The sequence below is a fragment of the Acidithrix ferrooxidans genome (assembly GCF_000949295.1).
GTDB lineage: Bacteria > Actinomycetota > Acidimicrobiia > Acidimicrobiales > Acidimicrobiaceae > Acidithrix > Acidithrix ferrooxidans.
This window is the reverse complement of the sequence record NZ_JXYS01000081.1, coordinates 1-26,241: the sequence shown is the minus strand read 5'-3', so window position 1 is coordinate 26,241 and position 26,241 is coordinate 1. Positions and strand designations below refer to the sequence as shown.

21 protein-coding genes are annotated in these 26,241 nt (G+C 46.6%); 8 read left to right on the top strand and 13 right to left on the bottom strand.

Annotated elements, in window-relative coordinates; genetic code table 11:
- Positions 1-15 precede the first annotated feature (15 nt).
- The 5 genes from AXFE_RS12800 to AXFE_RS12780 all read left to right on the top strand — a co-directional run bounded on the left by AXFE_RS12800 (position 16) and on the right by AXFE_RS12780 (position 7,231).
- The gene (locus AXFE_RS12800) at positions 16-411 is read left to right on the top strand and encodes a hypothetical protein (protein WP_052606354.1); all 396 of its coding nucleotides are present in this window, start codon (positions 16-18) and stop codon (positions 409-411) included.
- Positions 408-911 carry a pilus assembly protein TadG-related protein gene (locus AXFE_RS12795; protein ID WP_052606353.1) on the top strand — a complete coding sequence of 168 codons (504 nt, stop codon included), beginning with the start codon at positions 408-410 and terminating at the stop codon, positions 909-911. The genes AXFE_RS12800 and AXFE_RS12795 overlap by 4 nt, the downstream gene beginning before the upstream one ends.
- A gap of 1,042 nt (positions 912-1,953) precedes the next feature.
- Positions 1,954-2,925 carry a tyrosine-protein phosphatase gene (locus AXFE_RS12790; RefSeq protein WP_052606352.1) on the top strand — a complete coding sequence of 324 codons (972 nt, stop codon included), beginning with the start codon at positions 1,954-1,956 and terminating at the stop codon, positions 2,923-2,925.
- A gap of 1,390 nt (positions 2,926-4,315) precedes the next feature.
- Complete coding sequence (gene acs / locus AXFE_RS12785) at positions 4,316-6,313, top strand: acetate--CoA ligase (RefSeq protein WP_052606351.1); 1,998 nt, start codon at positions 4,316-4,318, stop codon at positions 6,311-6,313.
- 336 nt (positions 6,314-6,649) lie between these two features.
- Positions 6,650-7,231: an acetate uptake transporter gene (locus tag AXFE_RS12780; RefSeq protein ID WP_052606377.1), complete on the top strand. Its 582-nt coding sequence runs from the start codon at positions 6,650-6,652 to the stop codon at positions 7,229-7,231.
- 378 nt (positions 7,232-7,609) lie between these two features.
- Here AXFE_RS12780 and AXFE_RS12775 read toward each other — a convergent pair whose 3' ends face one another.
- The 7 genes from AXFE_RS12775 to AXFE_RS12745 form a co-directional block, all read right to left on the bottom strand.
- Positions 7,610-8,233 (bottom strand): hypothetical protein, encoded by a 624-nt coding sequence (locus tag AXFE_RS12775; RefSeq protein WP_052606350.1) that lies wholly within the window; start codon positions 8,231-8,233, stop codon positions 7,610-7,612.
- 25 nt (positions 8,234-8,258) lie between these two features.
- The gene (gene hemW / locus AXFE_RS12770; protein ID WP_052606349.1) at positions 8,259-9,389 is read right to left on the bottom strand and encodes a radical SAM family heme chaperone HemW; all 1,131 of its coding nucleotides are present in this window, start codon (positions 9,387-9,389) and stop codon (positions 8,259-8,261) included.
- A gap of 58 nt (positions 9,390-9,447) precedes the next feature.
- The gene (locus tag AXFE_RS12765) at positions 9,448-10,029 is read right to left on the bottom strand and encodes a transcriptional regulator (protein WP_052606348.1); all 582 of its coding nucleotides are present in this window, start codon (positions 10,027-10,029) and stop codon (positions 9,448-9,450) included.
- A gap of 85 nt (positions 10,030-10,114) precedes the next feature.
- Positions 10,115-10,843 carry an RsmE family RNA methyltransferase gene (locus tag AXFE_RS12760; protein ID WP_160291856.1) on the bottom strand — a complete coding sequence of 243 codons (729 nt, stop codon included), beginning with the start codon at positions 10,841-10,843 and terminating at the stop codon, positions 10,115-10,117.
- Positions 10,844-10,860: 17 nt separating this feature from the next.
- Positions 10,861-11,982 carry a molecular chaperone DnaJ gene (dnaJ, locus tag AXFE_RS12755; protein WP_052606346.1) on the bottom strand — a complete coding sequence of 374 codons (1,122 nt, stop codon included), beginning with the start codon at positions 11,980-11,982 and terminating at the stop codon, positions 10,861-10,863.
- Positions 11,983-12,993: a heat-inducible transcriptional repressor HrcA gene (hrcA, locus tag AXFE_RS12750; RefSeq protein ID WP_052606345.1), complete on the bottom strand. Its 1,011-nt coding sequence runs from the start codon at positions 12,991-12,993 to the stop codon at positions 11,983-11,985.
- A gap of 441 nt (positions 12,994-13,434) precedes the next feature.
- Complete coding sequence (locus AXFE_RS12745; protein WP_052606344.1) at positions 13,435-14,265, bottom strand: glycosyltransferase; 831 nt, start codon at positions 14,263-14,265, stop codon at positions 13,435-13,437.
- Between the two features lie 473 nt (positions 14,266-14,738).
- Between AXFE_RS12745 and AXFE_RS12740 the strand changes: the two genes are divergently transcribed.
- Positions 14,739-15,563: an FTR1 family iron permease gene (locus AXFE_RS12740; protein WP_052606343.1), complete on the top strand. Its 825-nt coding sequence runs from the start codon at positions 14,739-14,741 to the stop codon at positions 15,561-15,563.
- A 332-nt stretch (positions 15,564-15,895) separates the two neighbouring features.
- Here AXFE_RS12740 and AXFE_RS12730 read toward each other — a convergent pair whose 3' ends face one another.
- The 5 genes from AXFE_RS12730 to lepA form a co-directional block, all read right to left on the bottom strand.
- On the bottom strand, positions 15,896-16,138 hold the full coding sequence (locus AXFE_RS12730; protein WP_052606341.1) for a hypothetical protein: 243 nt from the start codon (positions 16,136-16,138) through the stop codon (positions 15,896-15,898).
- Between the two features lie 331 nt (positions 16,139-16,469).
- The gene (locus tag AXFE_RS12725; protein WP_052606340.1) at positions 16,470-16,886 is read right to left on the bottom strand and encodes a GNAT family N-acetyltransferase; all 417 of its coding nucleotides are present in this window, start codon (positions 16,884-16,886) and stop codon (positions 16,470-16,472) included.
- A 1,755-nt stretch (positions 16,887-18,641) separates the two neighbouring features.
- Complete coding sequence (locus tag AXFE_RS12720; RefSeq protein WP_052606339.1) at positions 18,642-20,051, bottom strand: cryptochrome/photolyase family protein; 1,410 nt, start codon at positions 20,049-20,051, stop codon at positions 18,642-18,644.
- A gap of 148 nt (positions 20,052-20,199) precedes the next feature.
- Positions 20,200-21,375: a cytochrome P450 gene (locus tag AXFE_RS12715; RefSeq protein WP_052606338.1), complete on the bottom strand. Its 1,176-nt coding sequence runs from the start codon at positions 21,373-21,375 to the stop codon at positions 20,200-20,202.
- Between the two features lie 55 nt (positions 21,376-21,430).
- Positions 21,431-23,221, bottom strand: a complete 1,791-nt coding sequence (gene lepA / locus AXFE_RS12710; RefSeq protein WP_052606337.1) for a translation elongation factor 4 — start codon at positions 23,219-23,221, stop codon at positions 21,431-21,433.
- 215 nt (positions 23,222-23,436) lie between these two features.
- Between lepA and rpsT the strand changes: the two genes are divergently transcribed.
- On the top strand, positions 23,437-23,706 hold the full coding sequence (rpsT, locus tag AXFE_RS12705; RefSeq protein ID WP_052606336.1) for a 30S ribosomal protein S20: 270 nt from the start codon (positions 23,437-23,439) through the stop codon (positions 23,704-23,706).
- Positions 23,707-25,182: 1,476 nt separating this feature from the next.
- Here the strand turns inward: rpsT and AXFE_RS12690 are convergent.
- Positions 25,183-25,533, bottom strand: coding sequence for an AAA family ATPase (locus AXFE_RS12690; protein ID WP_052606333.1), 351 nt, complete (start codon positions 25,531-25,533; stop codon positions 25,183-25,185).
- Between the two features lie 79 nt (positions 25,534-25,612).
- Here AXFE_RS12690 and AXFE_RS12685 point away from each other — a divergent pair.
- On the top strand, positions 25,613-26,241 hold a 629-nt coding region (locus AXFE_RS12685; protein ID WP_152626079.1), incomplete at its 3' end, for an IS630 family transposase.

The following is a 26,241-nucleotide window of genomic DNA, read 5'->3' as shown; positions in this document are numbered from 1 at the left end:
AAAGAGGAGTAATGAATGTATGCAATTGCAAAAGATGAATCGGGCGTTATCGATGTAGCCCTAGCCATCATCGCGCTAGTAATAGTTCTCGGCTTCTCCAGCTATATATTCGCGATCACGTCGGTAACCCAGAAATACTCAAGCGGCATCTCACAGACGTTGCGTAACTTGGTGAGAACGGCTCAAATAAGACAAACGCCTCTGAGCCAGAGCGAAAGCTTTACCCTAGCGGCCAGCTATCTACAGCAGTTGGGCATCTCATCTTCAACGCTCAACGTAAATACCAATATGACCTACGGGGGCTGCACTCTTGAGACCTTCACGATCTCTATCTCCAATCCCTTGATCGCCATAATTCCGATTACGTCGTCGTCCACGTCCAACCTTGGTATCTCGAAGGGCTGTCCATGAAACGTAGCCGACTTCGAAGATTATGTAGATCAGCTGCCACCACCTTCTGTGACCGAGATGAAGATCGCGGCTCGATCATAATCCTCGCACCAGCCATTGCTGTGGTTGCCATCACCCTCGCGGGACTGTTGATCGATCTAAATTACCTTTACATGGCAAAAACACAGCTTCAAAATAGAGTTGAGGTTGCGGCCACAGAAGCAGCTAACACAGTCAACAAATCTCTCTATTATCAAAATGGCACGATAGAAATCGATCGGAACGCTAGCGCTCAATTTTTGTGGCAATCATTAAATAATCACCAAGGTCACGGTTATCGAATAATCGCCTACAACTTCCTTTCGAGCGCCTCCTCTATTTGTGTCAACGCAACTGCATCTGTCTCCTTACCTGCATTTGCTGGAATACTATCGAGCATCGCTCCGACAATCACCTCGAAAACGGTTGCATATTTACCCAACCCCGTTAACAATCAACCGGTAACAATACCAAATTGCTAATCAAGCTAAATCACATTTGCTTAATCCACGATTCTCAAATACCTAAGTAAAACAAAGATCTTTCGCACTACTTACGTATGAGTCGATAATTTAAATAAATTAAGATTAACATCTATTACCTTTAACATTAATCTTCTATATCCCAGATTAACAAGCGATCCAATTAGCAATATCAATAATTCGATGGCTTCTACAAACTGGAAAAACATTTCAAACCGTAAAAATTGCGATCAGTGCACTCCTTTTGGTGATAGAGGTCGCGCAGAAACCTAAAACATCGTGATCAAATCAACAATTGAGCACCGCTACGCCAGGCTATATCTCTAAGGCCATCGTAACTGCGAGGAAGAAGATCGGCATTCCCAGCTGGAAGAGGATAATCTACGCCAACGCTGCACTAAACCCGAGCATCAGCCATAAAACCCATCTTTGAAAAGAAAAAGAAGAAATCAATTCACCAGTCTTGCCCAAAGCAATTTGATCGGAGAATAACTCCAATCACAGACAAGCCAACAGCGCACAATTGCCAACCTTACAATCTGAATTCTCCGATATATAGTCGGTAGAGCAATAGCCCAATTTGTAAAAAAGGCTGGCGGTTAAGGATGAAGACCAAACAGGTCTGTCTCTTAATGTCCCTAGCCAAATGAACTCCGTGCACCGCCTCTGGCGCTTTATAGGCCCTACTAGCACAACAATTAACCCTCTGTAGTCGACCTCCACCAACTGAAGTAAAACCGCTTATCGACAAGATCCGAATCCCCAAAGAATGTTAAATAACCTAGAACATCTCGCCTTAGGGTTATCCCTTATTTCTGGATCGCAAAGGGGGCATCGACAACCAAGTAACTCTTTTTTGCTACTATGGAGGTGAGGATCTCAAAAGGTTACATAGCGCCATCAAAGATCCACCTCAGCGACACTTTCAAGTGATCAACCCCTAACATCACCCAAAATCTCAACTCGGCGTTAGGATCGAAAGTAAAGATAAAGCCACCTTGTTGGGATGGCGTCAAAAAGATTAGACAGAAAGAGCTGATCAATGCTAATCATCAATAGCCAGAACACTTCTGTATATCTGTACGAAAATTACACCAATAATAACCAGAATAGCCTTAGACTCTTTTCCTTCATCGACGATCCTAAAGTACTGCTAAGAACCATACGCCAGGGTCAAATTGGATTGATGACAACTGAAATAATTAGTCTGACCAAATTCGAATCAATCGAACTCAAGTTTGAAGCACCGATTGACCATATGACGATCTTCAACTTTGAATTCAGTGACGGCAAGAGCCAAGAGCTAGCCATGCGCCACATAAAGCTGGAAGGTGCCACAAATTTCAGAGACGCTGGGGGATACGCTGGTCTCAAAGGTATACATATGCCTTGGCGGCGATATTTTAGAAGTGACAATCTTGCCAATCTAACTGAATCAGATCTTAAAGTCTTGAGCGAGCTAAAGATCTCGACTATCTACGACCTACGCCGGGATCAAGAACGCGAATTAAGTCCCACTCGACTATTGAAGTCGTCAGAGATCGAAATTATCGAAGTACCGATCACTAGCACAATTGCAGATCTAAGCGATGCTTTGCCAGAAATCCTAGCTGGCAAGCTATCTGGTCTTGACGATAACCACATGTGTGAAATGTACCAATCCATCGTTGACACTCACCTTGATGACCTCCTCGGGGTTGCAAGCGCAATCATCGCAAACGAACAGGACAACGTGATCTTCCATTGCACCGCAGGGAAAGACCGAACCGGTATTTTAGCTGCTCTAATTCAACTTAGTTTCGGAGTAGATCAAGAGACGATCTTCCATGATTTTTTACTTTCAAATAGATACAGAACTCCCCTTCGAATGAAAACGCTTGAACCACATTTTTTGGAACATTCAATTGATATACAAAACTTCAAGCCATATCTATCAGCACCATACGAGGCATTAGAGTCAATATTTGACGAACTAATCGAGGCTGCTGAAACGATAGATAATCCCAATTTATAGTCCTATCATCTCTCCCATATCCAAATTAGATAAACACGATAGCAAGTGAAGTTTTACCTCTATACTGGCGATACCCGCTTAGAATAGCGGTGCTACCTCGCAAATACTGACGATAAGTGTCTGACTAACGATCAGCTACCACTACCTAGCCTCTGAAAGCTAACGAGCCAAAACAAAATCCATTGCATTCACTAGATCGAAGAGAACGGAATAAAGTACTAAATCGCAATCTCTAATATGTAAGCTAGGAAATAACTGCAAGTTCGGCTTAAGTTCAACAATCAATAACTCATATCTCTTGAACCTACACCCATTTTATCAAGATCCATTAATGTAGTCATAGACCTAAAAATCCGTTCGCTACGACGTTTATTAACTCAATCCACCCATAAATTGATGGCTTAGCGTACCTTTTAATAATTTATAACTAATTGGTCAACGATATGCTAAATTGATTGCATCTAATCCAAACTTTTGATCTCATCAAGACGACAATTCGAGTTATATATTAATGCTGACAGATTGATAAGATCCATTTCAAATGTTAACATTAGAGGCTAAGCAGGACAGTAAAAATGGCTAAAAATTCCTCGTCCACAATCTCTTAAAAACTTCAGACCCTTGGCACGAACATCTCAAACAATTGTTAGACATAGCCTTAAAGTCTCCCTTGAACGTCCTAATTTGATTGCAACGTTGCAAATAAACGTTGCAATATAAGAAGATTCCTCTACGCTCGTCACCGATCCCTCTCGGACTTTCCATATTGAAGCGCACAACATGTCCATAAAACACCGGGCTCCATCGTCAATTTCGACCGTACCCGGCCTACCTCATGCGATAGGAGATTGCGCAAAACTCTTGCAACAAAAAATTTTCATCAAAAATCCCCTGGGTACTTAAAGTACGCTTTCACTCTAAATAGCGCTTGAACAGCCGTGGCCTATCTCTTGGATTGGCTTTGAAGATTTCGCCTTAGCTTGAAAAAGATCTGCTTGAAATTGCTTATATAAATTAAAAGGCCCGAATGGTTTTGGTAGACGTCTCCTGCTTCTCTAGGAGTGCTTTAGGCGTCGCCACAATCTTAGACAGGACCAATCCCGCAATGGTCCGATCGAGAGGCAAACATAAATCCCATAAGCGCCAATCCGAGGAGAAGATATGCACGCTATCGCCTGGGCACCAATGGTCACAGTTGAACACGAATTAGAGAAAATCGCAATCCTTCGCCAAAGGGAGAATACATGATACCCATAAAATCAAGATCAATCATCCGAAAACAACAAATATAAGAATTATTTGCTTCGTTTGGACATCGCGACCATTAAATGCCTATTATCGTGTCGCTTCAACTTTGTATGAAGTTTGTCACAATGTTAAGGGGGAAGCTATGCCTGAGTTACCGGAAGAGCATGCGGTAACAATTGAGGCTCTCATGGACGAACAAAGAAAATTTACTCCGTCCGAAGAGTTCAAATCGCAAGCCAACATCAATTCGCAATCAATCTACGCCGAGGGGGACGATTACGTAAGTTTCTGGGACGGTCAAGCAGCAAACATCTCATGGCGAACACCATGGACCCAGACGCTTGACTGGTCTAACGCCCCATTCGCGAAGTGGTTTGTAGATGCAAAGTTAAACGTTACCGAAAGTTGCCTCGATCGCCATTTGGAAAAAAACGGCGACAAGGTCGCCTACTACTTTGAGGGCGAGCCTGGTGATTCCCGGGTCATAACCTACTCCGACCTCTACAAAGAAGTCAATCAGCTAGCCAATGGTCTAGAGAGCCTAGGTATTCAAAAGGGCGATCGAATCGCCATATACATGGGAATGATTCCAGAACTTCCCATAGCACTACTTGCCTCTGCTCGCCTGGGCGCAACCCATTCAGTAGTATTTGGTGGCTTCAGCTCAGACTCCCTAAGAGACCGTATCAATGATGCCGAAGCAAAAATACTAATTACATGTGATGAATCTTGGCGAAACGGAAACCGCGTAGCGCTCAAGGAATATGCAGATGCAGCGATCGAAGAGACACCAACCATAACCAATGTCGTCGTAGTAGCACGCACTGGCGCCAAAGTAAACATGGTTGACGGCCGAGATATCTTCTATCACGACCTAGTCGCAGATCAATCGACAGAAAAAGCAGCTACTGAGACCGACTCAGAAGATCCGCTTTTCATTCTCTATACCTCGGGCACAACTGCGCGACCAAAGGGAATTCAACACGCGACCGGTGGCTACCTAGTCGGAGCTGCCTACACCCATAAAAATGTCTTCGACGTAAAAGAAGACGATGTCTATTGGTGCACCGCAGACATTGGATGGGTTACAGGTCACACCTACATCGTCTATGGCCCCTTGGCAAATGGTTGCACAAGCGTAATCTACGAAGGTGTTCCCAATTTTCCTGACAAGGATCGTTTCTGGGAGATTATCGCCAAGTACAAGGTGAATCAGTTTTACACCGCCCCTACAGCAATTCGCACCTTCATGAAGTGGGGAACCGAATACCCAGCCAAGCATGATCTCTCCAGCCTCAAAGTCATTGGGACCGTTGGTGAACCAATCAACCCAGAGGCCTGGATCTGGTATAACGAGAACATCGGAAACGGCACCTGCCCCATCGTTGACACTTGGTGGCAGACTGAAACTGGCCACATAATGATCTCACCACTACCTGGAGTAACTACCACCAAGCCTGGGTCGGCTACAGTTCCCTTACCGGGAATCGGTGCCGACATCGTTGACGACGAAGGAAACTCAGTTCCATTGGGCGGCGGTGGCTATCTGGTCCTAACTCATCCATGGCCTGGAATGTTGCGCACGATATATCGTGACCCAGAGCGCTTCAAAGATGTCTATTGGGGACGCTTCTCCAAGCCAGAAGAGAACAAATGGGTCTATTTCGCCGGCGATGGTGCTAAGCGTGACACCGACGGCTACTACTGGCTACTTGGTCGAGTCGATGACGTCATGAATATCTCTGGCCACAGAATCTCCACCCTTGAGGTCGAGTCGGCCCTTGTCGATCACCAAAGTGTAGCTGAGGCTGCAGTCGTCGGACGGGCAGATGCCACCACTGGACAAGCAATCGCTGCGTTTGTTACCCTAAAAGGTAACGTCGTTGGCAATGACGACCTACTTGCTGAGCTTCGAGAGCACGTAGCCACCAAGATCGGTAAGATAGCTCGCCCTGCTTCAATTGTCTTCACCGATGAACTTCCAAAGACACGTTCGGGTAAGATAATGCGACGCCTACTAAGAGACATTTCCGAGCAGCGAAAGCTCGGCGACGTAACGACCTTAGCCAATGCAGATGTTGTTCGAGAGATAGCCGATCGCGCAAATTCTGCAGCAGCTAGCCAAGCTTCTCAAGAGTAAAGAACTACTCGAGAGACAACGACGACTCAAAACGTATACAAAATATGCGCAGCAGTCGTCACTTCATAAGGAAAATCAATGGGGTTCTACAAAAACCAAAAGGTCTTTGACGAATTCAATGATTTTCCTTATGAGATCGATCAAGGGTTTTTACCAAGATCGATCGACCGCTCTTGGTTAGTGGTCCATAGGAGTAATTCTTATACGGGCTACTAGCAGCTCAAATCGCACAAAATCACAAAGCTCGAATAACTCGAACCTGGGATGGCCGCGATAAAGAGAAAGAGCGGTCATATTGGGGGAAGAAACTTTGTCAGAAAGGACAGAGAAAAAATAATGGCAGATAATACGCCTACAATCGCAGACCCAGGTCCGTTAGGGCTTGCGGCCTTCGCATTGACAACTTTTATGCTAAGCATCTTCAATGCCGGGATCCTTAATGCCAAGCTAACCGCCGTCGTGCTACCACTAGCACTTATCTACGGAGGTGTAGCTCAGCTCCTTGCTGGAATGTGGGAATTCAAACGTAACAATGTTTTTGGAGCGGTTGCATTCACCTCATACGGCGCATTCTGGATCGCCTTCTTCTACTATGTCAAGTACGTCGCTGGCGGCCTTCCCGCAAGTGACGCCAACAAGGCTACCGGCCTCTTCTTGCTAGCTTGGCTGATCTTCTCCGTTCTCATGTTCGTCGCTTCCTTCGGGACGAATGGAATCTTGGTTGCAATCTTCGGACTGCTTGTGATCACCTTTGGCTTCTTGACAATAGGTGCATTCGGAAACAGTGCCGGGGCAACCAAGATTGGAGGTTACTTCGGTATTATCCTTGCTCTGGCAGCCTGGTACGCTGCAATGGCGAACATCGCTAATACGACATTTGGCAAACCGGTATTTCCGCTATTCCCATTCAAGAAGTAATTGTAACTTTGCAAAATTGATCAGCTCAGCTTGATCTAAAGCCCTATAAAAGTACGGCCCCAGAATCCCAGGAGAAAATTCGCCTTAAGATTCTGGGGCTTACAATTTAATTAAAATCAAAGCGAATTTTAGTAAATTCGACCTCATCTATTCCATCGCGGACTATAAAATTGCAAAAATCATACGCTGAATTGAAAACAGGTCAAGCCATAATTTCGAGGACAACAAACATTCAAAGGGCACCATTTGAGCTTACCCAAGAGTAGATTCCCGCTAATTATATGTCAGTGCCTCAACTGGGCTAGCCAAAGATCAGCCCAACCATGTATCTACTATTTTGAATGAACCTTTGCCTAAGAGTCGTCAGCCAAATCGATACTAACCTCTGGCCACTTCTACTATGAGAGCTTCGAATGGACCCCCTGAAAGTACCTCGCGTAACTTTACCCTCAACGACGACAGATCAGTAAAGACCACCCCACTTTCATCGACACCTGGCAAAGCATCCACGTGTTCAAGGATCACGCTGATGCTATCGACGAAGTTTCCGACGCCATCCAACACGAGCAACTTAGCGAGAGCCTTCACGACCCCTTGTGGCTTATTGTAGCGGATATCAAGCAATATATTGCTGAATAGATTTACGGCTTCCCTTTGGCTTCTCGGATCAATTACTGGCTCTAGAAGGCCTCTGGTCTCAATCAAGAGAGTTGATAGGTCTTCAATTAAATACTCTTGACTTGAAGTAAATTTCAAAGACTCGCCCACATAGCCATTATTCACATTAGAAGAGATTGCCCTTGCAACTACAAGTGCGTCCATGGCCACAATTCGATCAAAGGCACGTACGAGAAAACTAAAGATCCCTAAATCGTCGCCGACGCCTACTTCAAAAAAACAGTTCTCAAGGAGCACAAGCATCTCGTTAACGCCCTGCGAATTATTGAAATCCAACTGGACTAGGTGATTTCCTATGTCCATAGCGATTTTTTTTGAAAGCATTACAAGTGTCCTTTGGAATTTTCGGTCAGCGACTGCTCGAAAAGGACAAGATATCCTCAAGACGCCTACCTTGAAATTCGTTTAGCTCTTCTATTGTAATCTTCGATGTGTCTATAAATCCAACCAGCTGATTGTGAAGCAGACGTCCTTTAGGCGTCAACACCAATCGCCGGTCTTCGGTTAGGCTATAGAGGTCTTCGGGAACGTTTTCCATCTCAAACGTCTGGGACGGAATTCCTAATACCGTACGAAGCAAGAGGCCCAATCCTTCAAACTTTGCGGTTTCAACATCTAGGCGCTCAGAGCCCGCTTTCGCACTCTTTTTATTTGATATCGAGGCGATCCACCTCAGGGAATCTCTGATATTCCAGGAACGTTCATCTCCAATAAAAGAGTGAGCACTTGGTCCAACTCCTAAATATCGACCCTGCATCCAATAGCTCCAATTGTGCTTTGAGTAGTGACCCGCTCGTGCGAAATTAGAGACCTCATAGTTAACAAAGCCAAAACCATCCAAGATCTCACAAATCACCAAATACTTCCAAGCTAGATCATCGTCATCAGGATGCATCTCTTTTTTAGCAGCGAGTCGGGTACCGCCTTCAACCGTCAAACCATAGATGGAGATATGATCCGGAGGGCACTCTACCTCCATTATCTGAGCAATCGACCCTTCGATGGATCCAAAGTCTTCCCCGACGGCACCATACATAAGGTCAACCGAGTAGGAAAGTCCACTATTAGAGAGTCGCCCAAGAGCCGCTCTAGCAGTCGATGATCGATGATCGCGACCTAGACGCTTTAGCTCGGTGTCGCTAAGCGATTGGACCCCCACACTAACCCTATTGATCCCTAATTTCAGATAATCTGCGGGTTCATCGGCCAAAGACTCTGGATTGGCTTCAATGGTAACTTCAGCACCCGGCGAGAGAGAGATCATTGCCATTATCTTAGATAAGGCTTCAAGGGAAAGAAGGCTGGGAGTGCCGCCACCAAAAAATACAGTGCCGAAGACAAGGCCGCTACCGGCCTCGGAGAGTTCTATTGCGAGAGCCTCTAGGTACCTATCCATGGAATCAAAACGATCGGACCAAGTTGCAAAGGCACAATACTCGCACCTAGAGATACAAAAAGGAACATGAATATACAGACCCATCACGACAAATAGGCTATCGCCTCGAACGAAACGATAGCCTTGAATTCAAAAAATTCAATCAATAACGCCTTAAACCGAGTTCATCTAGACGCGCACTCATCTGGTCTAAAGTGAGCTCAAAGATACATCCGATCACCCGAAGGTCGTCGGTTCGAATCGTAATCATTCGACCGTTGAAATCCTGCCTCTGAACCTGGATCATTCCAAGATACCGTTTCAAGACGTCACGCTCAGGTCCTGAAACTTCATTAAGACGATTTAGATCAATCGTAACTTTTGTCTCAGTCGGCGACGAACGACGATAGGTCACCTCTGGCTGCATCATAGGATCAAGAATCAGATCCGCCGAATTAATCTCACCAGAACGGAATTCACTCGGTGGTAAATTTAAAGTGAACGGATCCTTAGGTAAGAGTTGATCAATCGGGACATCATATAGTGCTGCCAGTCTTTGAAGACGCGGAACAGAGATCGATCGCTCGCCCCGTTCGTACGCACCAAGAACAGACGCCTTAAACTCCAGCTCCGACATAGCTTCAACAGCTTGGAGCGAAAGTTTCTTTTGCTTTCTAACCGAACGAAGCCGCGACCCAACCGCTGCTGCGTATCCGTCTACTAATTCTTCATCTCTTATCGTCATAATTCTTCGCATGGTTATGTGGTTACTAGTGAAGATACTAGCGCAAAAAGCCCACGTTAGGCGTCAAAATTACAACAATGTCAGATTAATTTTGGAACATTCCCATTGCCAATGAAGCTGCAACTAAAGCGGCCGTCTCTGCACGCAGTACATTTCCAGGAAGACGCCATTTCGTAACAGTTGATGGTATTTCACCAGGAGCAAAGCCACCCTCTGGACCGATCAAGACCGAAGACGGTGGAAGGACTAGATCCTCTCCGTCCATATCACATACGATCACCCGATCCATAACTTCGTCATAGTCACCAAATGAAAGCTCGGGCAGATATAAGCTTCGGGATTGACCGGCCGCCTCCCTTGTGATCTTTGTGAGTCTGGCGAGACCTAATCGACCTTCACCTAGACGCTGTGGTACAGAACGCGAGCGATGAGCCTCAACAAGGGTAATTCTTGCTACACCCAATTCGGTAAGCTTTGAGATAGCTATATCTAACCGATCTGGATCAATAACGCTTAGAACCATCTCCAAGATTGGCGCTGAAAAATCACGATAATAGCGATCACCATCCGTCTGAAGAACCAGCACCTTGTCTCGTTTATTGCGCCGAGTTGTTCGATCGCTTGGGTTACAAACGACTCGACAGGGAACTACAGTCCCTCTTCCATCACAAAGGGTAACAGAATCACCCTCTATGAGCCTCTTTACCACAAAAAGATGATGGGCCTCGTGCTCAGTGAGATAAGGCTCATTAAAATCGTCTACGATCAGGTGCGCTTTAGAGACCAAATGAGGATCTGAAATTTTATAGCCCAAACCAATCAATCAACTAATTAAAAAAGTGCCGACTTTATGCGCGAAAAAAGGCCAGCTTCGTGATGAGCAACTATATCTCCCCTTACCGTTGCCAATTGCCTAAGTAGAGTCTCTTCTTCGTGGCTTACCGCGGTGGGAATGTCAACCGAGACTGTGACGATATGGTCACCGCGTCCACGAGATCTTAAGTGAGGAACACCCTTACCACGAATCGTGAAACGCTTCCCTGATTGAGTTCCCCCTGGAATAACCAGCCCTTCAAGACCATCGATCGTCTCAACCTCGAGTTCAACCCCCAGCGCTGCTTGGACGTAACTGATGTGCAGGACTGAATGGATGTCGTTTCGCTCTCGCGTAAAGCGAGGATCTGGTGTAACTCTCAGCGAAATAAAAAGGTCTCCAGGCATCCCGCCCCGACCTCCCGCAGCACCCTTGCCTGTCAGGTGTAAGGTGGTCCCATCATCCACACCCGGTGGCACATCGACGGTATAGGTTCGATCCACGGTCCTTCTACCGTCACCTCGACAGTCCTGGCATGGAGTTGAAATAATCTGACCATTTCCTCGACAGCGATCGCATGCAACTGTCGTAACCATACGTCCTAGAATCGTCTGGGCAATCTTCTTGACGCTTCCTGCGCCTTGACATGAGGGACATATCGTAGGGGTGGTTCCTGGCTTAGATCCATTGCCGCCACAAGTAGTACAGGTAGCGGGCACACGAATCGAAACCTCCTTATGAACCCCAAATACGGCTTCCTCAAAGGTGAGTGATACGCTAACTTGCATATCTTCACCACGCAATGCGCCAGACCTTGAAGTTCGGGCATTTCCTCCGAAAGCAGCACCAAACATCGACTCGAAAATGTCTCCGAATCCACTTTGTCCAAAGAAGTCATTGGGGTCACCGCCCATTTGTGAGGCTCCGCCTTCACCATAGACGTCATAGGCTCTACGCTTTTCAGCGTTGCTAAGAGTCTCATATGCCCTAGAGACCTGCTTGAAGCGCTCTTCGGACTCTTTGTCACCAGGATTGGTATCGGGGTGTAGCTCACGGGCTAACTTGCGATATGCCTTTTTGATTTCATCATCTGAGGCGGTACGAGAAACTCCAAGAAGTTCATAAAAATCTGCTGCCATCTATCCCTCGCTAAGTCTCTTCCCAAGGTTCTCACTGACCAACTGAACAGCGCCGATCACCGAACCATAATTCATTCTTGTTGGACCAATGAGCCCAACGCTTCCCACTTGAATACCATCTATCGAATACGGGGCAGCAACCACTGCGCACTCCCGCAAGGAGGTAAGCCCGTGTTCGGAGCCAATAGCCACCGCCTGCCCTGTGGAGATCACAGATCTCAACAACGAGACCACGAGATAATGACGCTCCAAAATTGAAATTATTCCACGCACGGTCTCAAGAGCATTAAACGAAGCAGCCACCGTGCTGGCTCCTCCAATAAATACACCGTCTCGCTCAGCGTCGGCGACTGCACTTTTAACTGCGACAAAGCAACGCGAAACCAAATTACTAAAGTCAAGATCGTCAAAATATGGAGCTTCATCGACCGAATGAGGCTCCTTCTCCTTGAAATGGTCGGTCATAACCTCTGAAAGCTGCTCAAGTTGCCCGTAATCTACATCTAGGGGCCATTCGATAGCTCGTTTCTCAACCGACCCATTTACATCGACCACTACAGCCAGAACGAGCCTAGAGGCAAGTCCTACGAACTTTACGGAGATTATCTGTGCGCGCTGCGGAGAGGGGCCTGTAATAATTGCCGCACAATTAGTCAAATTCGTCAATAGCGTCGTTGTCGCGCCCAAGAGTTCGTCTATCTCCAAGTGAGCAGATTTGAAAAACCCCAAAACCTGGTCGCTCTTGTTTCCACCATCAGCTTCACCCATAAGTTCATCGACGTAGCGACGATATCCCTTTTCAGTGGGCACTCTACCGGCACTGGTATGGGGTTGACGAAGATATCCTTCACTCTCTAGAAAACTCATGTCGTTTCTAATTGTGGCCGACGATACAGCAATATCGGTAGTTGCAACAATATAGGCAGAACCAACTGGCTCAGCAGTTCCAACGTACCCTTCCACAACTGCACGTAAGATTCGCGCACGCCTATCATCCGAATGAGAGCCCAATTTCGACTCCTAACGACTAAATCTTGAAGTTTTCTAGCACTTAAGTTTACCGAGTGCTAAAAGTTTTCCGGAGTTTTATGGCTCGTTTGGTGACCTTGCTACAACCCACTAACGCCGTACTGGCAGATTGAGCAATCGCGACACCATCAAAATATATCGACACCGTCTCAAAAAATGGTAAGTCAAATTATGATTTCAGGCAAAATATCCGCGGAAACTAAAAGACAAAGCTTACATTGGGGATCGACTAAAAGACTTTGGACGTACATCAACCATTGAATCGAGAACAATGAAAAGCTACCCGAAATCTCCTCCTTCAGATTTAGGGATTTCAATAATCCTTCCGCTAGAGCCAGTAGGTGACAAATAGTTAGCAAAAATGCTATGTGACAACCTTACAAGTCCAGGTTGACAATGAAAACTACAGCGTCACCTGAGGTCTTAGGTGACCCTATCATAAAAGTGCAAGATCCTCTCGCGATAAAAGATCGCAAAGGTATCGACGATGGTATTGAAGACTGCTCGGCTATTGACCGTAGAGGTAAGTCGTTCCCGAATCACCACCGGTGCTTCAAAAAAGTTCCGATATCCCAAACGGCGAGCCACCACAAACAGCTCCAAATCGAATGCGAACCGCTTTTCAACCATCAGTGGGAGAACATCTTCAATTACTTGACGGCGAGCAAGTTTGATTCCTGTTTGGGTATCTCGAATGCTCAAACCGAACAGAGCCTTAATCAAGAGTTGATACATTGCCGAATAGAGACGCCGGATTGGAGGATATACGACTTTGGACATTGGGTGACGCTTCGATCCAAGCACAATATCAGGCTCATAAAGCGCGACCGTGCCAATGAATGCCCTAAGCGCAGATGGATCGATATCCCCATCAGCATCGATGAACCCAAGGTACTTTCCACGACCTAGCGCCAAACCCGTTCTAAGAGCAGCACCTTTACCTTGACGTCGCAGGTGATATACGTCCTTGATGGTAGAGATTCCGATCTTAGAGATGGTGGAAGGACTTGAATCAGTCGAACCGTCGCTTACCGCGATCAGCTCATATGAGAGGCCGACGCTATCTAGAACATTCACCATCTCACGAATAGCGCTTTCAAAATGCTCACCCGGATTATAAAACGGAGTTACAATCGAGATAAGAGGAACTTCGTCTTCGCCCTCAGGCACAAACTTCTGGATAGCGTTCGAGGAAACAATGACATAGCCGTGAGACTCAATCTCTTCAGCTAGCGAATACTCATTATCCTTCAAAACCGCTCCTTGACTAGTCCAATATTTCGAAGTTCCGTATCTCGAGTCACCGATTATCCCTAAAACCATACCCTAGGGGGTACCAGAAGCCACAAAACCACATCAAGACTCAAAATTCAATAGTGCACGCAAGAAACTAGGCTACCCTCACAAAGATACCAAGCAACTATCGGCGAAAAATCAAAGAACTATTAGGCGCTTATCGCACCTGGTCGAATCAGACTCTATGCCTATCAAAACAGTAGGCCTCCTCCATCCATAGCCCCATCAATTCAACAAGCCACCAAAACTCAATAAAAGATCTAAGAGATAGCTAGGGCACTCAACCTCGCAATTGCAGCCAGCAGCCCCTCTAATTTGTGTAAACTATGAATCCTTCTTGGAATGAATCTTCGATTTCATACGCTCTATGTGGCTAAAGGGCTATCCAAGAAACCCTTTGACGTCGCCAATCATGAATCGAGGCGGACTGTTTGCTGGCAACGCTCGTAATCTTTCTACGTGAGGGGATTGAAGCATCTCTAATCGTTGCGATCCTTCTCGCCTACCTTGACAAGATCGGGAAAAGGGAAAACTTCAAAGACGTCATTTTAGGCGTGAGCATTGCTCTAGCCTTTGCTCTAATAGCTGGAACAGTAATTTACCTGACCCTTAAAGATTACGCGGGAACACGCCTTCAAACCCAATTCGAGACGGTCACATACCTCATCGCCGCAGGCGTAATGACCTATATGACATTTTGGATGACCAGTCACTCCAGAAAAGTATCAACACAACTAAAAAAACAGACCAATGAAGCCCTTGAGCGAGGTGCACGCCTAGGAATCGCGATAATGGCAGCCCAAGCTGTGGGGCGCGAAGCTCTCGAAGCGATGGTTTTTACTCTTGCAATCGTCTTTGCTACCAGCGCGAAGGGCGCCATTATTGGCGGTGCAATTGGGTTACTTGCTTCTTTAGCCTTTGCTTTTTCGATCTATCGCCTTGGAAAAAAGCTAGATATAGCTAAAGCGTTTCGAATACTTGGGATCGCACTCATGGCATTTGGCGCTGGGCTCTTGGTGGACGCAGCGGAAAACCTCCAGAGTCTGGGATATCTCCCTCTACTTCGAGAGACGATGTGGAACTCTTCGTCGCTTTTACCCGACTCTTCAACTCTCGGTGATATCGTCCATAGCTTTTTTGGATACGCTTCAACACCCACAGTCCTACAAGGCATTGTTTGGATTACTTATTTAGTTACCGTTATGACAATCTACATTCGATTGACTCATACGAAAATGACTAAAAAAGCGCTCTGATCGCAATCTCAGATCCTCTGAATTAGATAGGTTTACGACCTAGATACGAGGTTGTCCATAGCGGTGAGTGTCAGGATAGTTGGCACGTTTGCTTAGTTTTTCGATTAATAGTTTTTTGACATTTTGGTGCCGGCAAAATCTAGCTAATTGCGGTTTCTCATGGATCGACCTACCCAAGAGAATTCAAAAATCTACAATCAGCGATATCTCTATATGCTCAAAAGCACTACCACGAATAAGTGGGGTGGGTCAAAAACAGGTTGCTGGCAACACAAACACACTTCCAAAAAAGATTTGGCCAAGAAAAGCGCCATCTTCTTGCCAAATCAATACTATTGATTGCTCGAAGTGGTCGCTTTGGCACCTGGTTTTCCCTTAGTACCTGGTTTTCCCAGTGTCGCTAATCTCTGAGTGTGGTTGCAAAAAAACCGCATCAACAGTTCGAGGCTCCATGCGGAGGCAAGGATTCCGCCTCGATCAGATATGTAGCTTTTGGAAGTTAACTCAGCAACTATTACAACAAAAGTAGTAGTTGATGCCATATAAATTGCAATAATGGCGCTAGCGTCGATCACTACATAAATTCCACAGATTGGGTCAATTCCAATATGTGGATAGTTGGCTCTTGGGTTCTTAAATAAGGGTCATGAGTTATATCAGCGCAGCTCAGAGCGGGTAACTTATTCAGTAGTTGTCGAGAACATTCATAGTTGTTCAGGATTCCGTAACTTTTTTTTGACACGAATTGGTAGCTGTGTCGAGCGAGGCAAAACTCTCAACCATCCGGGCAGAACGACACCCATTGCCCTCCAGCAGCAAGACGGCCCGGCATATGTCTAGCGTCCACCATAACTGGTCATTAATAAAATCGGATCGGTTCTCATCGCCAAAGAGAACCTACCTCGCTTACATGTCGTTAGTGGATGTCCTAGGTGGATAGAGCCGGAAGCCCGACTCCGCCTTGTGGGAAAGAGAGCGATAGAAGGTTTCGGCGGTATCGGTAATTAGATCGACTCTCGTAGCCCCAAGCAACGGGAACGCGTAGGATATGATTCCCTTGGCGACACCGAGTCTGCGAAAGGTCTGTTCTACAACGAGAAGAGACAGGTGAGCTTGTATCGCTCTATCGGTTTGGAAGTAGGCGAACCCAATAATATGCCTGGAAGCAGTGGCAACCACGGCGACCACCCCGGGCGCGGCGAAGACTTCCCGCGCTCGATCTCTGTCGTCGGCATAGGAGGTCCAGCTCTCTTGACTACACAAGGCAATCACACCATCGAGATCGCCTTCTTCGTATTCTCTGAACTCGATAGGACTCCGCACACGCTCAGCCTAACTAGCCTTCCGAAATAAGCTGTATACCCGTTATCGTACTTCGATTCTCCCCGGTTCAACCTGTCAGTACTGGATTCAAGTCCCATTGACCAGCATAAAGAGACATTATGTCGTTGTTTATATTTACCAGCTGTCCGATTGGTTTGGACTCGCAATTGGAGATGTGCTCTAGGTAAGTGGGTTGTCGCCGGAGTGATTGTAGCTAGCTACGTCTAGTCAAGTTTGCCAGTAGCTGAGAGCAACCAGGCCCGAAAATGAGTGAAATTTGAGAAAGTTTTTCTGCCGTGACTCTCGCGTTGGTTATGTCATGCTAGAAAAGTAATAATTTAGCGCGCCGATGATGAGTCAGGTTGGCAAACTCTCCTCTGTGCCGCCATTACCAGCGACCTGAGATTGCCGATGCACTAAGGATTACTGCAGTGAGGAACTCTCAATTAGACAATGATTATTCGACACTGCGTCAGTCCATCTTGCACCTGTAAGGTGACTGCCACACTATCACGTACCCACGGTTGCGACTTTGGTGCTTCAAGATACTCCGGCTCGGTCCTTAACCCCTTCGTAAAATATGAGAAACAATCATCGAGGTTTGCGAACTTCCACCCGGCGCTTGAGAGAGTTTCCTCCGGTACCCTTGGTTCTTTGAGATCTAGTCACCGGTCGAAACCAGTCCAATCGCCTGACGAAGCGCGAACTGGTCAATTTCAGGAACTGCGCCAAATCTTCCTTGCAGATACGCTCTTTCCGAGTTTAAGGATCTCCTAACTTTGTCTCCACCATATTCCACCAGAGCGGTCAAAGTAATCGCACCACTCTCACCCTTTTCGGTTAGCCAGGCTTCATCACGATTTAGGTGGTTTAGAAGACTGGTATCGTGGGAGGTGAAGATCAGCTGAGCACCTTTTTTTTTGGGGGGGGTTAATCTCGGGATCTTGAAATAGTTTCACCAAACGTGCTGATAATCTTGGATGAAAACTCAAATCGATCTCATCAAAGATAAGAATTTGGCCTCCGCCTAAGGCTCTTAGAGTAGGCCCAATGAGAGAGAATCACATTTGAGTTCCAACTAATGCTTCTTCAAAATCAAAAGCTATTTCTTCGCCTAGCACACGATGTATCAATCGCAACTGTTTTCGGGGGTTAACATGTACTTGGCGAGTTTCCCGCGACCCATCTATTTTAAATTCGCTAATTTGTACATCGTCAATACCAGAATCAGCGAAACGCAAAAGTGCCAATGCTAACTCTCGCGATACCGCCGGAGCGCTCCCCGACTCTTCAAATAGCGACTGCTGTATTGAAGCTCCCCATTCTTAAAACCTAAGCAGAAAAACATTTTGTTAGCATTATTACAGCACTTACAGCTGTTAATACGTCAATATCTGACAATTTATGGATCAAGAGTGAATCTTAGTGCGATCTAGCGTCCGCTAATAAAATCGGACTTCGGTATACACATGATGAATTCGTCTAAGACTGATTGGCTCAAGCACCACTTTCCTCCAAATGTCAAAGCATGGATTTACCTTAGCCGTTCCTGGTTGAACAACTTCTTTAGCATACCGAGTGAAAACCTCAGTTCCTCGGCTAATACGCAAACCACAAGAACAGTGGTCCTCCGGCTAGCTTTGAGATAGATAACGCTGTAATGGGTTGCCATGTGAATTTGAAGTAACTTGGAGCAGCCAAAAATGAATATCCAATGGTTGAAGAAGCCGAAAAGTCAAAGCGAAGGGTCGATGGCTATTCATCAGAGTTCGAAGCGGTAACGACCTTCATCGCCTCGTAACGCTCCAGTGTTATTTGCCTCTCTAAGGCGTGATCAACGATCGGCGACGGATAAGAGGCTTCCCCAATAAGACCGAGACGCTTGGCTTCAGAGGGATCGTGCACAAATCGGCTCGGGATCTCCGCCAACTCCTTGACCCATGTTTTTATATAGTCTCCGTTGGGATCAAACTTTTTAGATTGAAGCACGGGATTGAAGATTCGAAAATAGGGGGCTGCATCTGTACCCGAACCAGCCACCCACTGCCAAGAGTGGTTATTCGAGGCCAAATCTCCATCAATGAGATGCTCCATAAAGTAGCGGGCACCAACCTGCCATGGAACGTGCAGATCCTTGATCAAAAACGACGCAGTGATCATTCTTGACCTATTGTGCATCCAGCCCGTCGCAAGCAGCTGACGCATGCCGGCATCGACAATGGGATATCCGGTAAGCCCTAATTTCCATGCTTGCAAGCGCGAGCGCGTCGTTGCCTCGTCTATTTCATCATAAACAAGTTGATCAAACTGTTCATTAAGGTTCTTCCATGCGCTCTCTGGATTGTTCAACAAGACCTGGGCGTAAAAATCTCGCCAAAAAAGCTCGCGAATATAGTCAGAGCCACCCTCCTGGCCAGAGGCCAAGTACGCGAGTTGGCGGGGATGTACCACTCCAAAGCGAAGAGCTGGTGAAACGACGGAGGTATTCTCGGTCGATGGACTATTGCGACCAATGCTGTAGTGACTTAATTTTTCCTCCACAAAGGTCGAAAAGGCCTCCAACACAAATGAAGCTTTGGTAGGGAACCGCTTCCTATCAAAGCAATCGGAACCTTCAAGGTATGCCTCAGCCTGGCGATGAAAGAGAACTCGGTTTGAGAACCTATTTGGATCAAATCGAATATCGAAAGGAAGTTCGAATCCATGGGACAACGCAGCACGGTAATAGGGAGTAAACACCTTGTACCATCCACCACTCTGACGATTGATCTTTCCGGGTGAGATCAAATATGGCGAATCTCCTAGTAAAAATTGAATACCATTTAACCTGAGCTTCAGTCCAACAGCTTCATCGCGCGTCCGTCCTAGCGGCGAGAACTCTTTAGTTGCATAGACCTTTGTGGCGCCAATCTCAAGCGCGAAAGAGACGAGTGACCCAACAGGATCGCCCCAATCCAAATTGAGTCGACCATCGAGATCTCCATCGAGGTCCCTGACCACACCAGCCAAATAAGACGAACGAACAGGAGAGGTCTTCTCTAACAACTTGGGTGAAAAAACAAAATAGGGGTAGACAACCGCATCAGGTAGCGACAAAGCCGCCGCCATGGCTCGGTTATCGCTCAATCTCAAGTCTCGCCTTAGCCAGACAATCACCTTTTGCATCCAGTGAACTTTCTGTTAATCTTGTCAGGCTCACCACGAGGCACTGGAAAGTTCCAATACTCAAATTCAACTTTGATCGTACGAATTGACCTTAGCATCGCGCCTTTTCGAAGCCACGGTCAAGGTTTAGTGGTTGATAACTATCTTGTTAAAACTTTACTTCTATGGATTCGAAACCTCGCAGGGTCAACGAGCTCTTCGCCTTAGCCGAAACCACCTCATAAGTCGGCAATTTCAGTAACTCCTCTAAAAAGATCGCACCCTCACGTCGAGCAAGTGTCGCACCAACACAATGATGGATACCAGCACCAAAGGAGATAAGCGAGGAATTCGACCGATCTAGCCTAAAAGCGTTCGGATCTTCAAAGACGGATGGATCTCGATTTGCCCCACCTAGCAACGTCAGGATAAAACTTCCAACCTCTAATTCGACGCCGGCGATCGTCACCTCAGATTGAACCACCCTACCGTCTAGTTGAACCGGAGAGTCGAGACGCAAAAATTCGTCTACCGCCCTTGGCAAAAGGTCGTTAAAACCCCCTACTTTCGAATACACCTCATCATCGGTACCCAGGCGATAGGCCATGCTTGAAAGGAGATTGGCGGTAGTTTCAAATCCTGCCATGAAGAGCAAAAGTGCCATTACGGCGGTCTCTTTACCATCAAGAGGACTATCGCCTTCCATTAGGGATGTAAGCAATCTGGTCTTTTCTAGGTCAGATTGAATAAGCTCATCAAAAAAAGACAACAGGTTACTTCCAGCATCAATTAGCTCTTGGCGGTCACCTTGTCGAACGCGCTCTCCGATATCCAAACTGGCTGCAACGATGGCGACCTCTTGGGCCAAGTTCGACCGCTCACCTCTATCGACCCCCAACATCGCTGAAATCACAGAAATCGGTATCTCTAGAGCCACCTTTGAGACGATATCTCCTCCTCCATCTTTGACCATTGACGATAAGGCGCTCCTAGTAGTTTCACGAATCAATGGCTCTAGACCAGAGATCTTTGAGGGTGTGAAAAACGTCGTGACCGATCGCCTTAATCTGGTGTGGTTCGGCGGATCCTGAAAGAGCATCGACGGCGGATACTTGGAATCAAAGATTAGAGGTCGTGCCTGTTCTATCGAATCTGCTCGCTTGCCAAAGCTATGGTTACGAAGCACGCTATCGCATGCAAAAAATGAAGTAGCTAAGTAAAACCGTTCCATTACAGGGATTACCTCTCCCATCGAACGGGCCATGTCGTAGATTGGAAAAGGATTCTCGCGCACCTTTGAATCGCCGGCCAAGAGCTGAACGATATCAAGTGGATTTTGGATCATAGTCTTTTATCTTACGCCACCCAACAAGATAAAAGACTTACTCCATGTCGCCGTTCTAATCGTCGAGGCGCAGTGCGGAGATGAATGCCTCCTGAGGGACCTCTACCCTTCCAATATTCTTCATCTTCTTTTTACCCTCTTTCTGCTTTTCGAGCAGCTTTCTCTTACGAGAGATATCGCCACCATAACATTTAGCAAGGACATCCTTACGGCGCGCTTTCACTGTCTCACGAGCAATGATTCGACCGCCAACAGCTGCCTGAATCGGAACGTCAAATAGCTGCCTAGGTATCAACTCGCGAAGCTTTGTGGTCATTTTGCGTCCGTAGTCATATGACTTTGACTTATGAATAATTGCAGAAAAGGCGTCCACGGGAGTCGAATTCAACAAGATATCGACCTTGACTAAATCTGATGGCGCATAACCATCAGCTTCGTAATCTAAGCTGGCATATCCTTTGGTTCGGGACTTAAGGGCATCAAAGAAGTCCATCACTACTTCAGCAAGTGGAATTCTATAGATCATCTCGACACGCTCAGGTGAGATGTAGTTGACATTAACCATCTCGCCTCGCCGACTTTGGCAAAGCTCCATGATGGTGCCGGTGTATTCGCTTGGAGTTAAGACGTTGATCTTGAGAAATGGTTCTGAAATTGCTATTATCGATTGAGCGGCCGGCATCTCTGAAGGATTGTCCACCAAAACTGCGTCAACCGATCCAGCAACGGTAACCATATACTCAACCGATGGTGCCGTCGCTATCAAACTTAAGCCGAACTCCCGTTCTAAACGCTCCCTAACGATCTCCATATGTAGTAGCCCCAAAAACCCACACCGAAAACCAAACCCCAGCGCCAATGACGACTCTGGCTCATAGGTAAATGAGGCATCGTTCAGACGCAGCTTTTCCAAGGATTCCCTAAGGTCTTCAAATTCATCACCATCGATGGGATACAATCCGCAAAAGACCATAGGCTTTGGATGCAAATAGCCATCTAGAGCGACCGTAGCCCCCTTTTCAGCCGTTGTTATCGTCTCTCCGGAACGTGCTTGGCCGATATCCTTTAGCCCGGTTATAAGGTATCCAACCTCTCCAGGTCCGAGCTTTTCCACAGATACCTGAACCGGAGTACGAACACCAATCTCTTCGACGCTCTGTAGCGTTCCAGCCTGAAGAAACCGCAATCTATCATTGGCATGCAGAGTGCCGTCCATTACTCTTATAGAAGAGACGACACCTCTATATTGATCGTAGATGGAATCGAATATCAGAGCACGCAAAGGATCATTTGGGTCTCCCTTTGGAGGGGGAATTCTCTCGACAACGGCATCCAAAAGAGCATCTACCCCCACGCCAGTCTTTCCTGAGACCCTAAGTATTGAATCCGCTGGGATTCCTAATACGTTTTCAATCTCGGCGGCATAACGATCGGGGTCCGCAGCGGGAAGGTCAATCTTATTTAGCGCCGCGACAATCTCGAGATCATTTTCGATCGCTAAGTAGCAGTTCGCCAAGGTCTGTGCCTCAATTCCTTGAGACGCATCCACCAGCAATACCACTCCCTCGCAGGCCGCCAATGATCGACTTACCTCATAACCAAAGTCAACGTGGCCGGGCGTATCGATCAGATGAAGAATATGTCCGTTCCAATTTACCCTCACATTCTGGGCTTTTATGGTTATGCCTCGTTCGCGCTCAATATCCATCGAGTCGAGATACTGCTCGCGCATCTCTCTGGGGTCGACGGCTTTAGTCAGCTCCAGAATTCGATCTGAGAGAGTTGACTTACCGTGATCTATATGTGCAATTATTGAAAGATTGCGAATCTTATTAATTTCTACCATTTCTGAACAATCAGACTAGGTTCTTTCGGCGCATTTATGATCCATTAGCGCTAAACTAAGTTGTTCGCAATAGATGTAGGTAGTTGAAAATAGTGCGGTTCGCTCAATATTCATACCTATATGTGGCCAAACGCCAAATCCTACCTTGGGCTGGATTCACGCAAAGCCATCTTTCGAAGCGATAGTTTTTAGACATAACGACAACTGAGGTAAACATGGCAAATATCAAGAGCCAGATCAAGCGCAATAAGCAGAACGAAGTGGCACACTCTAGGAACAAGGCCCTAAAATCTGAGCTCAAGACTCGTGTTAAGGTAGCAATCGCAGACGCCCAAAGTAACGCGGAAAAGTCGGAGCAAACGCTTCGAACTGCGATTTCCAAGCTTGACAAAGCAGTTACCAAGGGTATCATTCACAAGAATCAGGCATCGCGACGCAAGTCACGCCTAATGGCGCAGATCGCTAAAATTAGCCAAACCGATTGATAGCTCGGTTGGATCTCTAGTGTTTTCCAAAGAGATCCAGCAAGAACCATTACAATTACGCAAAGATAGCGTTATCGCTATTGGTTTAAAATTTGGCTTCGGTATAGGGGCCGTTTCAAGATTTAGCCAATAGAGGTAGCGCTATCTTTGATATCTGAAATCCTAAAATTTGATGTTACCCAGCTCGCCGAGGTCTAAAACCAAGGCCCGCAATCTCGCCTGGGCCACAGAGATCATGGATACCGTGCGAACTCATGGCAATTCAACCAAAACTTGGTATCGGATCCATCCATACCAAGAGATTCAACTTGAGACACCAAGTGACTACCTCAAAATCTCATAACGGCCTGCTCAACGCTGTCAACTTAGGCCGCTTGCTCTCATCCGGCAAAAGATCAACCAACCAAAACTGCACCGCAGTTCCCCGCTATTTTATTCTTGAGAATAAAATCTTGAACCCGTAATCTATTTTCATAGATAGAGATCGCCATTGTCTAAAAGAACCACTACTGGAGTGCTGTTGAAAATCATGGATTGTTTATGTTGGTCGAAGTTTGATACGAATTGAGCAACTAGCAGTGACGCTTCCTTCGTATCCTTAGCAAATAAAATAAAATTATCGAAAATACAATCAGATGCGGTTTCCGCATTCATAATTCTTTTAGGAGAAAAAGCTTGTGCGAAGTTGTCGAATAGTAATTTAGTCTTTATGACGCACTCTTGGGCGAGTAGTGCAAGGTCATCCCATAACTCAAAAAGCACTTAACATTCTCTGTTCTCTTATCGACCTTGTCACGTGTGCAAATGGGATCAACAAGCCAAAAGCTGCAGCTTGAAAACATATCGTCGCTTCCATGCAGGCCTAGCTTTCGTCGGGCATCTCAAGGACCAGGTCTACCTCACCGACGGCACTGGTCATCAAAGTGTGCACGCCTGGCTGCCTCCTGGCTCCATGTGAGTTGACGTCTGATTTCACTGACGACAAAACTCTCGATCAATCCACCCTCTGCATTTGGGTTAGCCTCGAGCGAACCTCCTTTTGACTATATGTTGAATAGCCGCGCGGCTAAGCCCTTATCGAGAGGCGATACCTTTGGTTTGGAGAAAACTTCCCTTAGTTAGATTAGTGTTCCAAGCTAGAATCTGCTGAGTTAGATAGAGCGTCTGCAGTAACTCCAAGTAAGTAGTTAAAGTTCGTTGGGAAATTTCAGTATCGCATGCCAGATCGGCTTCGGGCGGCTACGCGGTCGCCCCCACAGCATCATCAGCTCCAGTGACGCTCTACACCCCCATAGTAATCAACCAAAGCGTCACCCTACAATTATCGATTCAACGATTACGGCGTCGGCCGGGCGATCGTTTCAGGGTAACTACCGATAATCGCCAGGTTGAGATAATCACTTCGGTTAAGTTCACTGGTGCAGTTTGTGAAACGATCCCGAGAAAGAAGCCTATCAATGAACTTTACCGTGTGTTCTACGAGTTAGCCCTGGCTAAAGCCGTAAAGTTCGATACCCTCAGTACGCCCACCGAACTTGTCCGCATAGCCGATAACTTTATCAGGTTGGCCAATCCGGTCAATAGGAATCTACCCGGGCGAGTGTCACGGTCACCTATATACTTTAGGGCTAATATCAACCCTGGAACACGTTGAACTTCATCAATTGTCAGCAGGCGATTTGGGTCTGAGTCCACGAATCCAACCGGGTCTTCTCGGGCACCAATGGCTGCAACTGTATCGTCGAACGTGACAAATCGTCCGCCTCGAGTGTCGAGGATCTCCTTGATCAGTGTGGTTTTACCTACCTGTCTAGTGTCCCCTCTCATAATTTCCCTGAAACTGAGGAATTAATCCCTTCGTAAGGTTGTTCTCCTTGGTAAGGACATAACCTTGCAAGGGAGAACGATGCAAAGTCACACCGTCTCAGAGGAGCCAAACATTGATGCCAACCAGAGCAAGCCGCCCAAGAAGAGATCTGGACGACAAGCTTCGGTGGTTCCGCTCAGTCCCAAAGAACGTAGCGAATTAGAAGCAGTGGTAAGAAAGTCCACAGCTCCCATAGGACAGGTGGCAAGGGCCAGCATTGCCCTATGGAGTAACGAAGGGGTTGGAACCAACGAGATCGCGCAAAGACTTCAGATATCTACAGAGACGGTATGCAAATGGAAGCGGCGTTTTATCAACTACGGAGTGGAACTTCTCGATGACGCACCGAGAAGTGGAAAACCGAGAAGCATTGATGACGAAAAGATCGCCGAGATTCTAAGGATCACTTTGGAAGAAGAGCCCCCGCTTGCTACCCAGTGGTCGACGTCTTCAATGTCCAAGCGGATCGGGGTATCACCAGCGAGCATCTCACGTATCTGGAGAACCTTTGGCCTCAAGCCCCATGTCTTGGGATACTTCAACATCAGTACCGATCCGGCCTTTACCGAAAAGGTCCGCGACATAACTGGGATCTATCTCAATCCCCCTGATGCTGCACTGGTACTATGTATTGACGAAAAGACACAGATCCAGGCGTTGGATAGAAC